The organism is Pseudomonas sp., assembly GCF_049300855.1.
Taxonomy (GTDB): domain Bacteria; phylum Pseudomonadota; class Gammaproteobacteria; order Pseudomonadales; family Pseudomonadaceae; genus Aquipseudomonas.
In genome coordinates this window covers 132,257-143,444 of record NZ_JBAQKH010000012.1, presented here as the reverse complement: position 1 = coordinate 143,444, position 11,188 = coordinate 132,257, and the positions used below count along the sequence as shown (strand labels likewise).

The 11,188-nt window shown below is 61.2% G+C and carries 10 protein-coding genes and 2 pseudogenes; 4 read left to right on the top strand and 8 right to left on the bottom strand.

Features of this window, described 5'->3' with window-relative positions; all coding sequences use genetic code 11:
- The 6 genes from WA225_RS03885 to WA225_RS03860 form a co-directional block, all read right to left on the bottom strand.
- Nucleotides 1–358 (bottom strand): contractile injection system protein, VgrG/Pvc8 family (locus WA225_RS03885; RefSeq protein WP_422606943.1); only part of this gene is annotated, 358 nt, incomplete at its 3' end.
- Between the two features lie 233 nt (nt 359–591).
- Nucleotides 592–1,839: a cytosine deaminase gene (codA, locus tag WA225_RS03880; protein ID WP_422606942.1), complete on the bottom strand. Its 1,248-nt coding sequence runs from the start codon at nt 1,837–1,839 to the stop codon at nt 592–594.
- Between the two features lie 15 nt (nt 1,840–1,854).
- Nucleotides 1,855–3,126: a cytosine permease gene (gene codB, locus WA225_RS03875; RefSeq protein ID WP_422606941.1), complete on the bottom strand. Its 1,272-nt coding sequence runs from the start codon at nt 3,124–3,126 to the stop codon at nt 1,855–1,857.
- 285 nt (nt 3,127–3,411) lie between these two features.
- Nucleotides 3,412–4,230 carry an alpha/beta fold hydrolase gene (locus WA225_RS03870; RefSeq protein ID WP_422606940.1) on the bottom strand — a complete coding sequence of 273 codons (819 nt, stop codon included), beginning with the start codon at nt 4,228–4,230 and terminating at the stop codon, nt 3,412–3,414.
- A 226-nt stretch (nt 4,231–4,456) separates the two neighbouring features.
- A complete protein-coding gene (gene queD / locus WA225_RS03865; RefSeq protein WP_007915588.1) occupies nt 4,457–4,813 on the bottom strand; it encodes a 6-carboxytetrahydropterin synthase QueD in 357 nt (118 codons plus the stop codon).
- An 85-nt stretch (nt 4,814–4,898) separates the two neighbouring features.
- Nucleotides 4,899–5,978 (bottom strand): patatin-like phospholipase family protein, encoded by a 1,080-nt coding sequence (locus WA225_RS03860; protein WP_422606939.1) that lies wholly within the window; start codon nt 5,976–5,978, stop codon nt 4,899–4,901.
- Between the two features lie 152 nt (nt 5,979–6,130).
- On the opposite strand from WA225_RS03860, the gene WA225_RS03855 reads away from it, so the two are divergent.
- From WA225_RS03855 to WA225_RS03840, 4 genes are read left to right on the top strand one after another with little or no spacing between them, the layout of a single operon-like run.
- Nucleotides 6,131–6,439: a PepSY domain-containing protein gene (locus WA225_RS03855; RefSeq protein WP_422606938.1), complete on the top strand. Its 309-nt coding sequence runs from the start codon at nt 6,131–6,133 to the stop codon at nt 6,437–6,439.
- Complete coding sequence (locus tag WA225_RS03850; RefSeq protein WP_422606937.1) at nt 6,439–6,750, top strand: PepSY domain-containing protein; 312 nt, start codon at nt 6,439–6,441, stop codon at nt 6,748–6,750. The genes WA225_RS03855 and WA225_RS03850 overlap by 1 nt, the downstream gene beginning before the upstream one ends.
- 3 nt (nt 6,751–6,753) lie before the next feature.
- Nucleotides 6,754–7,422, top strand: coding sequence for a response regulator transcription factor (locus tag WA225_RS03845; protein WP_422606936.1), 669 nt, complete (start codon nt 6,754–6,756; stop codon nt 7,420–7,422).
- Nucleotides 7,419–8,732 carry a sensor histidine kinase gene (locus tag WA225_RS03840; protein WP_422606935.1) on the top strand — a complete coding sequence of 438 codons (1,314 nt, stop codon included), beginning with the start codon at nt 7,419–7,421 and terminating at the stop codon, nt 8,730–8,732. Before WA225_RS03845 ends, WA225_RS03840 begins: the two co-directional genes overlap by 4 nt.
- Nucleotides 8,733–8,998: 266 nt before the next feature.
- On the opposite strand, the pseudogene WA225_RS03835 reads toward WA225_RS03840, so the two are convergent.
- Together WA225_RS03835 and WA225_RS03830 are read right to left on the bottom strand one after the other, a co-directional pair.
- Nucleotides 8,999–9,592: pseudogene (locus WA225_RS03835) on the bottom strand (methyl-accepting chemotaxis protein); the annotation flags it as partial.
- A gap of 264 nt (nt 9,593–9,856) precedes the next feature.
- A pseudogene (locus WA225_RS03830) lies at nt 9,857–10,825 on the bottom strand (HAMP domain-containing protein); the annotation flags it as partial.
- Between the last annotated feature and the right edge of the window lie 363 nt (nt 10,826–11,188).

Here is an 11,188-nt window from a genome sequence, read left to right as displayed (position 1 = left end):
GCGCGATGATTTTCGGCGCCGACATCTGCTGGTAGATGCGCTGGTTGGTGCGGTGATGCAGGTATTGCAGTTGCGGCACCATCGACACTTTGTAGCGGGTCAGGCGCTTGCCGGCATCGCCTTGGGCGACGCGGTAGATCTGGCCGTGGATGCCCGAGCCCTGCGGATCGAATGCGAGAAACGCTTGCTTGTGCAGCAGTTGTTCGAGGTCCAGATCAGGGTTTTCGCTGACCAGTTCGAGGTCGAAACGAAACGGCTGGCTGATGCCTTCGGTGCCGGTGAACGACAGCACTTGCAGGTCGCCGACGTAGTCTTCGACCTTGAGGCTGAAGTGGGTTTCGTTAGCGGGGTTGAACATCTCAGGCTCCTTGAGATTTGCGCCGGCCATCCACGGGCGTTTTGCATCGGTGTCTGCAGAGCGCAGACAGGAGCGGGATGTTAAAGGGAAAAAGTTGCGCAAAAAGTTGCGCACATGGGATTCGAGCCCCGGTTTATAAGGGGTAAAAGAAAGTGATTCGGGATGTTTCTTGGCGAAGTGCCATCAGAAACGCCCGAAAACAAGCGGTTTTCGGGCTCATTTTGCAGGGCCAGTCAGATCAGTTGCGGGGCAAATTCCACCACCGGCATCTGCCGCTTCATCAACACCTTGCCGCCGCGAATCGAATACAACGGCAAGCCCTGACTGCGAATCACCTCGTAATCGCTGTCCGCCGACAAAATCAGCAGGTTCGCCGGCCGCCCCTGTTCCAGACCATAACGCTCGCCCAAGTGCATCGCTTTGGCGCTGTTGTCGGTGACCAGATCCAGCGCACTTTGCAGGTTGCGGTAACCGAGCATGTGGCAGATGTGCAGCCCGGCTTCGAGCACCCGCAGGATGTTGCCGTTGCCCAACGGATACCACGGATCGACGATGGAGTCCTGGCCAAAGCACACGTTCATCCCGGCTTCGAGCAGCTCATTCACGCGGGTGACGCCACGGCGTTTGGGAAAGTTGTCGAAGCGTCCTTGCAGGTGAATGCTTTCGGTCGGGCAGGAGACAAAACTGATCCCGGAATGGCCGAGCAAACGGAACAGTTTCGCGCAGTAGGCGTTGTCGTAAGAACCCATCGCCGTGGTGTGACTGGCGGTGACGAGGGCGCCCATGTCGCGGCTGCGCGCCTCTTCGGCGAGCACTTCGAGAAAGCGCGAATGTGGGTCGTCGGTCTCATCGCAATGCACGTCGACCAGGCATCCGGTGCGCTCGGCCAGGTCCATCAGGAACTTCACCGAACTGACGCCCTGATCGCGGGTGTACTCGAAATGCGGAATCCCGCCGACCACGTCGGCGCCCATGCGGATCGATTCTTCCATCAACTCGCGGCCATTGCGGAATGACTCGATGCCTTCCTGCGGAAACGCGACGATTTGCAGGTCGATGAGGTGGCGGCTTTCCTCGCGCACTTCGAGCATGGCTTTGAGCGCGGTGAGTTGCGGGTCGGTGACGTCGACGTGAGTGCGCACGTGCTGGATGCCGTGGGCGGCCAGCGTCTGAATGGTTTTTTTCGCGCGGGTCTTGGTGTCTTCTTCGGTGATGGTGACCTTGCGTTCGCCCCAGCATTCGATGCCTTCGAACAGCGTGCCGCTCATGTTCCAGCGCGGCTCGCCGGCGGTGAGGGTGGCGTCGAGGTGAATGTGCGGTTCGACGAAGGGCGGCACCACCAGATTGCCGCCGGCGTCGAGGTCATCCGGGCCGAGTGTCGGCGCTTCGGTCTGGCGGGCGATGTTGCGGATCAGACCGTCTTCAAGGTGCAATTCGTGCAAACCTTCCTGGTTGCGCAAACGGGCGTTGATGATGTGCATCAGGCGAATCCTTTTTTATAGGTCTTGTAGTGGCGCGGTGGCGCTGCGAGCGCCGAGCACGCCGGTGACGATGACATACGTTAGCGCGGCAGCGGCGATGCCTACCAGCGGCGCAACCCATGGCGAGCTGAACGCGGCAACAGTACCGACCGCATAGGCCCCGAGCCCCGGCCAGTTGAACGCCGGCAACCGTGCGTCGGCCAGACGCGGATAGTGCCCGCGCCAGCGGTAGAAAAAGTCGGCCATGATCACTCCGCCAATCGGCGGGATCACCGTGCCGAGCAGAATCAGGTACGGCACCAGCATGTCGTACATGCCCAGCAAAGCGAGCAGGGTGCCGATCACCGCACCCGCGAGGGTCACGGTCTTGCGCCGACTGGTGCGCAGCAGGTTGCAGCCGGCGACGGCGAAGTTGTAGATGGTGTTGTCCTGGGTGCTCCAGATGTTCAGCAACAGCATGGCCATCGCGGCCATGGCGAAACCTTGCAACAGCAGCACTTCCACCACGTCCGGTTGTTGATAGACGATGGCGCCGTACGCGCCGATCAGCACCATCAAGCCGTTGCCGATGAAAAAACCGATCAGGCTGGCCAGCACCGCCACCCGCGCCGAACGCGAAAAGCGCGTCCAATTGGTCGCTTGCGTCGCGCCGCTGACGAAGGTGCCGAACACCAGGGTGATCGCGGTCGACCAGTCCAGCGAACCGCTCGGCACCACGCTGAGCAAGCCGTCGAAACCGCCGACTTTCACCGTCGCTACCCACATCGACAGCATCAGCAGCAACATCATCGCCGGCACCGCGATGTACGACAGAATCTCCAGCCCGCGATAACCGACGTATGCCGTGGCGCAGAACAGCAGGCCGAACAGCACCATCAGGCCGAGCACCGTGCCTTCATCGAGATCGAAGTATTTGCCGATGACTACGGCTGCCGTCGCCGTGCCCCAGGCGTACCAGCCGATCTGGGTGAAGCCGAGGATCAGGTCGCTGAGCTTGCTGCCGATTTCGCCGAAACAGAAACGGCCCATCAGTACCGAGTTGAGCCCGCTTTTGAAGGCGATGTAACCCAGGCCCGCCGCATACAAACCGAGTAACAAATTGCCGACGACGATCACCGCCATCATCTCGCCAAAACTGAACGCCACCCCGAGTTTGCCGCCGGCAAACATGGTCGCGGTGAAAAACGTGAAGCCCAGTAACACCATGGCCGTGGAGGCCAGGCCTTTGCGCGCATGCATCGGGACTTCGCTGAGGGGGTAATCGTTGCCGGGAGCGTTCTGCGTCATGGGGCGGTCCTTGCTGGAGTGGAGGAGACGCGGGGGAGGGTTGCAGTGGTCGTGCCAAATGCCGCTTGGCGCGGGTTATGTATAGACGAGTCGCGCGGATTGGCGCGAAAGCGGTGCACCTGAATACACCCAAGCCCAATGTGGGAGCGAGCCTGCTCGCGAAGGCGTTCTGGTAGATCGTTCCCACGCTCTGCGTGGGAATGCAGCCCGGGACGCTCCGCGTCCCACTCCAAAGCCGAACGCGGAGCGTCCGTTGAGGCATTCCCACGCAGAGCGTGGGAACGATCAAGGTGAGAGAAATCGCATCAGGGCAGCGACGATGGCTTCGGGGGCGTCTTCCTGGACGAGGTGGCCGGCGTTTGGGATGGCGTGGAATTGCGAGCCAGGGGTCATTTGGTGCAATGCGCGGCCACGCTCGATGGGAATCCACTGATCGTCTTCGCCCCAGAGAATCTGTACCGGACAGCGGATTGTCGGGTACAGCGGTTCGGCCTCGCGGGTGTAGCGTTCGTCCATCTGCGCGATCTGCCGATAGAACGCCGCTTGCCCCGGATCGCCCAACCACGGTTGCACGTAGGGTGCGAGTTCGTCATCGGGAATATCCCGATGAATCGCCCCGCGAATATAGGTCGGCACGATGGCGCGCTGGATGTAGTCGGGGATGCCACTGAACGCTGCTTCATGCTGGCGCACATGCTGCACGAACGGCGAACCCCATGGCGTCAGCGCCACCGGATCGATCAGCGTGAGGCTGCGGTAGTCCTTGCCGTTGAGCAAATGTGCGCGCAGCACGGTGGCGCCACCGAAGTCGTGAGCGACGACATCCGGGCCTTGCAGATTCCAATGATCGAGTAATTGCGCTAACAGCTGGTTTTGCACGCCGAGGGAGACATCCGCGTCGGGTTGCTCGGAGCGCCCGTAGCCGAGCAGGTCGAAGTAATGCACGCGGTGTGTAGCAAAAAAGTGCGGCGCAATCCGGTGCCACACATACGACGAAAACGGCGTGCCATGCACGAACACCAGCGGCGGGCCGTCGCCTTGTATGGCGTAACGCACCTGTCGGCCATTGAAGTCAAAGACCTGATCCAGCAGCCAGTCCGTCATGGGCCTGTCCTCTTGGCGGGTGGGAGCCAAAAAGCATAGGCGTAAAAAAACAGCCGTGAAGGCTGTTTATTCATTCACTGACACACCGCCTATCCCTGTGGGAGCGAGCTTGCTCGCGAAGACAATGTGTCAGTCAACATTTACGTCACTGGCTGACCGCATTCGTCGGAACGCCGCCCGGAGCAAGCTCGCTCCCACAGGGGGAAGCAGTGATTTCTGGAACAGGTTATTCACCGCGATAGATGCAACCGCTGGTGCACGTCTCGTGGATACGGATCGCGCTCAGTTCCGGCAGCAGTGGCTTCATTTCATTCCAGATGAATTTGGCCAGCACTTCGCTGGTCGGGTTTTCCAGACCGGGAATGTCGTTCAGATAGTTGTGATCGAGACGCTCGTAGAGCGGCTTGAAGATCGCCTTGATTTCGGAGAAATCGCGGATCCAGCCAGTGTGCGGATCGAGGTCGCCGCTGAGGTGAAGCGCCACTTTGAACGAGTGACCGTGCAGACGTCCGCACTTGTGGCCGTCCGGGACGTGCGGCAGGCGGTGGGCGGATTCGAAGGTAAATTCTTTGAAGATTTCCACGGTATTTTCAGCTCTGTTCAGATGGCGTTCGCCGCAGCGATTCGGGCAGGCGGCGAGTTTACCAGCTTGTCTTTGGCCGTGCTGACTAAAGGGTCAGCAAGCGCTCGGCGAGGCGACCATTGGCAGTCAGTTCAAGGAATTCATCACCCAGGCGGCGGCTTTCGTCCATCGCCGCGTGCCAGTATTTCTGTCGGCTCGCGGCATCACCCATAAAGCGCTTGAAGTCATTGCGGTCGGGCAGTTTGCCGTAGGGCAGGCGCGCCAGATACTCCTTGGACGGCGCGAGCAGCAGCACGTCCTGCAAACGCTCCACCGAAGCCTTGCGCCACGGCAGGGTCTTGTCGAACCAGCCGGGAATCACCCGATCAGTGAAGTGCGGATAGAGCACGATGCCGTCGCCGCTGTAGGGCAAATCGAGGTGATAGTCGAGCAGACCGCCATCGCGGAACGTACCGGCGCCGGCGCCCGGCAAGTCGCGCACACCTTCCATGACCATCGGGATCGAGCCCGAGGCCAGCAGCGCCTGACGCAGATTGCCGGCATTCAGTGCGACGAAGCGTGAAGGGAAATCGTTCAGCGCATTGACCGGTGGGGCGAGGCGCGGGTCGTGGATGATCAGGCGTTCGAAATGCCGCGACAGCCGCGCGCGGCCACGCAAGTTGTCGGCGATCACCGAGCCCAGGGCCAGACCCAAACGCCCGCGATGATCATCGGCCAGACGCCCCTGACTTTTCACCACCATGATGTTCAGGCGGTAATGCGCGTTGTCGAGGATGCTCGCGTCGCGGCCGTCGAGCAGGTCGTTGAGCATGCGCTGCGAGCTCTGACTGATCTCGGCCATGGTCACGCCTTTGTTGAAGTTCTGCTCGGCGTACAGATGGCCGAGGCGGCGGATGCCTTCGGCAGCGTCCGGCAGGCAGGCGCTGGCGAAGCGCCAGGAACCGACCGAGGCGCCGATCAGCGAGCGTTCGCGCGGTGCGCTCGGCAGCCATTCACCGAACAGCGCCAGATCCAGCCCCTGAATGCCCAACGCCTTCGGCCCACCGGCGGCGCCGGGCAGGGTGCCGACGTCGGCAGCGTTCAGGCCTTGCGCACGAATCCGCGCCATGGCCCGTGGGCCGGCCTTGAGGGTGAGGGCGGGGAATTTGATGTGGATGGCGGTCATACCGGTCTCGATCGTTAGCAAGCGAACAATTATAAGCACATGTTGCAAAACCTTGCAGGAGTGAACTGGAGCAATGATGGCAATTCAGTTTCAGTTAAGTTCATCCCGCTAAGGTGCCCACCGTAAGCAACACATAAAAATACGGAGACCCCATGAAAACCCTGACTGCCCTGTCCATCGCCGCGATCGTCGGCCTCACTGCCAGCTTCGCCCACGCCCGCGATCTGGGCCCTGATGAGGCCCTGCGCCTGCGCGACGCTGGTACTATCGTCTCCTTCGAGAAGCTCAATGCCACCGCGCTGAGCAAACATCCGGGCTCGACGATCACCGACACCGAGCTGGAAGAGCAGTACGGCAAGTACATCTATCAGATTGAAATGCGTGATCCGCAGGGGCTGGAGTGGGATCTGGAATTAGACGCGGTGACTGGGCAGGTTCTCAAGGATCATCAGGATACGTAATGAAGGTTAATGTTCGCGCCACACGCCGCACGGCGTTGGCGCTGGTGATGTGTTGCTCGACGGCGATGGCCCGCGACCTCGGTCCGGACGAAGCCCTGAATCTGCGCAAGCAGGGCGTGATCCTGCCGCTGGAGCAAGTGCTGCAACAGGCGATGGATCGTTATCCCGGCGCAAAATTGCTGGAGGTCGAGCTGGAAGAAAAACACGCCGTCTACATTTATGAAGTCGAGTTGCTCACCGTCGAAGGCGTCGCCCGTGAGCTGCATTTGAAGGCCGATACCGGCGAACTTGTGAAAGACAAGGAAGATTGATCGATGCGTTTGCTTTTGGTGGAAGACCACGTACCGCTGGCCGACGAATTGCTCACCGGCCTGCAACGCCAAGGCTACGCGGTGGATTGGCTGGCGGACGGCCGCGACGCGCTGTATCAGGGCAGCAGCGAGCCGTATGACCTGATCATTCTCGACCTCGGCCTGCCCGGTGTGCCGGGGCTCGAGGTGCTGGCGCAGTGGCGCGCCGGCGGGCTGGCGATCCCGGTGCTGATCCTCACCGCCCGCGATTCCTGGGCCGAGCGTATCGAAGGCCTGAAGGCTGGCGCCGACGATTACCTGACCAAACCGTTTCACCCTGAAGAGCTTTATCTGCGCATTCAGTCGTTGTTGCGCCGCTCCAAGGGCCAGGCCAATCAGCCGACCTTGCAGGCGGCCGGTCTGCATCTGGACGAGGGTCGGCAATGCGTGGTTCGCGACGGCGCCGACATTCAACTGACCGCTGCCGAATTCCGTCTGCTGCGCTATTTCATGCTGCACCCGGAACAGATCCTCTCCAAAAGCCACCTCGCCGAACACCTCTACGACGGTGAAACCGAGCGTGATTCCAACGTTCTCGAAGTGCACGTCAATCACCTGCGCCGCAAGCTCGGCAAAAGTGTGATCGAAACCCGTCGCGGCCAGGGTTACCTGTTCGGCGGGCAAGCTTCGTGAGGTCGATCCAGCGCCGCTTGAGCCTGGGTTTGATCAGCGTGATGGTGGTCGTCGGCGTAGTGGTAGCGCAGACCAGCCTGTGGTTGTTCGAAGTGGGTTTGCAGCGCTATCTCGAAGCCGGTCTGCGCAATGACAGCGAAAGTCTGTTGGTGGCGCTGGTGCGTGGTCCGCAGGGTTTGCAACTGGATGAGCGGCATTTGTCGCCGGCCTATCAGCGACCGTTTTCCGGACACTATTTCCGTATCGATTTTGCCGACAGCCATTGGCGTTCGCGCTCGCTGTGGGATCAGGATCTGCCGTTGCTTGACCATCCCGGTCTGCACAGCAATCTGCAACTGGGCCCGGACGGCCAGCAGTTGCTGGTGTTGCGCTCGGACTATCGACGCTTGGGCCAGGCGATTTCGATCAGCGTCGCGCAGGACTACACGCCGGTGCGCGAGAGCTTTCAGCGCATGCGCCAGATCGGCCTTGGTCTCGGTCTGGCAGCGTTGCTGCTGATTCTGTTCTTGCAGCGATTGACCGTACGCCGCGCGTTGAAACCACTGGAAAAGGCCCGCGAGCAGATCGCGCAATTGCAGCAGGGCCAGCGTTCGCAACTCGATGATCAGGTGCCGGTGGAGCTGGAGCCGCTGGTGGCGCAGATCAACCATTTGCTCGCGCACACCGAAGACAGCCTCAAGCGTTCACGCAATGCCCTGGGTAATCTCGGGCATGCGTTGAAAACGCCTTTGGCGGTGTTGTTGAGTCTGGCCTCCAGTGAAAAACTCGATGCTCATCCTGAGCTGCGCAAGGTCCTCACCGAACAGTTGGAGCAGGTGCAGCAGCGGCTCAATCGTGAACTCAATCGCGCGCGGCTATCCGGGGATGCGCTGCCCGGGGCGCTGTTTGATTGCGACGCGGAACTGCCGGGGTTGCTGGCGACGTTGAACATGATTCATGGCGAGCATCTGGCGCTGAGTTATGTCGCGCCGGCGGGGTTGCAATTGCCGTGGGATCGGGAGGATTTGCTCGAACTGCTCGGCAACTTGCTGGACAACGCCTGCAAGTGGGCGGATGCCGAAGTGCGCCTGAGTGTGATCGAGCGCACGGATGGCTATGCACTGAGCGTGGAAGATGATGGGCCGGGAATTCCCGAATTGCAGCGCGCTCAGGTCTTCAGCCGGGGGACGCGGCTGGATGAGCAGACCCACGGGCATGGCCTGGGATTGGGGATTGTCCGCGATATTGTCGAGACTTGGGGCGGGTTGCTGGTGTTGGGTGAAAGTGAGTGGGGCGGGTTGAGAGTGGTGATCGAGTTGCCTCGGCGGTGAGCCTTTAGAAGCCCCTCACCCTAACCCTCCCGAAACGTCGGACCGCCCGGAGGGAGAGGGGACTTGACCGAGGTGTTTGTTCGAGATACACCGACCTGCAATACCGAGTCGAACTCAGGTTTTGAAAGCCTTCCCGTGACCTGAAATACTGAGCCGAACTCAGGTTTTGAATGGCACGGAGATCGGCTCCCTTTCCCCCTCGCCCCCCTTGGGGGGAGAGGGCCGGGGTGAGGGGGGAATCCAACTGACACCCCACAACCTTCAAATCAAACGCGAAACTGATCCATCAAACTCTGCTGCTGATTCGCCAGGCTATTGAGCGACTGACTCACCCGCGCCGACTCATTCGCCTGCCCGGACAACGACTCCGTCACGTCACGAATCGTCGCCACGTTGTTATTGATCTCCTCGGCCACCGCACTCTGCTCCTCAGCGGCGCTGGCAATCTGCAGGTTCATGTCGCTGATCACCGTCACCGCCTCGCCGATCTGGCGCAGCGCAGTCACCGCCTGACCGACCTGTTCGACACTGCCCTGAGCCTGACGATGGCTGTTGCCCATCGAACCGACCACGTCCTGGGTGCCGGTCTGCAACTGTTCGATGACCTGACGGGTTTCTTCCACCGACTCTTGCGTGCGGCGGGCGAGGTTACGGACCTCGTCGGCGACCACGGCAAAACCACGTCCGGCTTCACCAGCACGCGCCGCTTCAATCGCGGCGTTGAGCGCGAGCAGGTTGGTCTGTTCGGCGATGGCGCGGATGGTTTCCAGCACCGTGCCGATTTTTTCACTGTTGGCGGCCAGCCCTTCAACCTGGACCATCGCAGCGCTCATGTCGGCGGCGAGGGTGTCGATGCTGGCGGTGGTGCGGTCGATCACGGTCAGGCCCTGGCGGGTCGCGCGATCAGCATCCTTGGCGGCTTCGGCAGCCTGCGCTGCGCTGCGCGCGACGTCTTGCGCGGTGGCGCTCATTTCGTGGGAGGCGGTGGCGACCTGATCGACCTGACGGTATTGCTGTTCCATGCCGGCGCTGGTCTGGGTGGCGATGGCCGAGGACTGGTCGGCCGTGTTACGGGCATCCTGCACCGAGCGTTTCACCTCGGCGATGATCGGCTGCAACTTGTCGAGGAACTTGTTGAACCAGCCGGCCAGTTGACCCAGTTCGTCCTGCTTGTCATAGGCCAGCCGGCGAGTCAGATCGCCTTCGCCGCTGGCGATGTCTTCGAGCATGTGCGCCACGCCGAGGATCGGCTTGGTCACGCTGCGCGCCATCAGCCACACCAGTAGCAGGCCGATCAGCGCGGCCAGCACGCCGAGGCTCAGTTCGATCAACGTGCCGGAATTATTGCTGGCGTCCAGTTGTTGCTTGAGCGCTTCGGCGCGGCTGACCAGAACCTGTTCCGGTACATCGAGCAGCACACCCCACGACGGACCACCCGGAATCGGCTGGAACGGCGACAGCACTTTCAACTGGCCGTTGCTGTGCAGGCTGCTCACATGAGTGCTGGAAGCGAGTTTTCTCAGCAGTTCGGCGCCGCTGATTTTGTCCACGGCGTCCAGGCGCTGGCTGAGTTTGCCGGCATCCGGGCTGTAACCGGCGAGAAGGCCGGCGGGGCTGATGATGCTCACGGCGGTCTGACCGTCGTAGAGTTTTTTGCTGGCGCCCTGACTGATCGCTTGCAGGCTGTTGAGGTTAATGTCGACCGACAGCGAGGCGATGACTTTGCCGTTGACCATCAACGGGAAGACGATGCTGGTCATCAGCACGTTCTGGCCGTCGATGACATAGAAGTACGGTTCTATCACGCACGGCTTGAGCGTGGTGCGCGGGCAGGTGAACCAGGCATTGGCCGCCTGACCGCTGGGGCCGGTGCTGGTGTCGGCCATGTCGCTTTCCGGCAGCGCCATCGAGGTGACTTTGCCAGGCGTCGGTTGCGACCAATACAGGGCGAAACGGCCCTTGTCGTTGCTGCCCAGTTCCGCCTGGCCGGCAAACAACTCGTCCTTGCCGTCCAGCGCGTTGGCTTCGAACACCAGCGACAGGCCGAGCAGGTCCGGGTTGGCTTGCAGCGCGGATTTGACCTGGCGGGTCATGTCTTCGCGCAGGTCGAAGGCGTCGAGGAAACGCTTTTCGGCCTGTTCGCGCAGGAACAGCACCTGCCGTGAGAAGCCATGGCCGTACTGATAGGCGTCCATGAACTGCTGGCGGATGCCGGCGGCCTGCACTTCACCTTGCGACTCGATGCGCGCCTGCGCCGACTCGGTGAGCATCTCCATGCTGGAGGCCTTCACCAGTTCGGAACTGTGCTCCATGCGATACAGCGAAAGACCCACCAACAGGGTCACGATACCGGCCAGGCAGAGGCCGGCGAGCAGGGTGATTTTCCATTGGATGGAAAGTTGTCTGAGCGACATGGAGACGTCCTTATTCGATAAATATCTGAGACTTTGCACTGT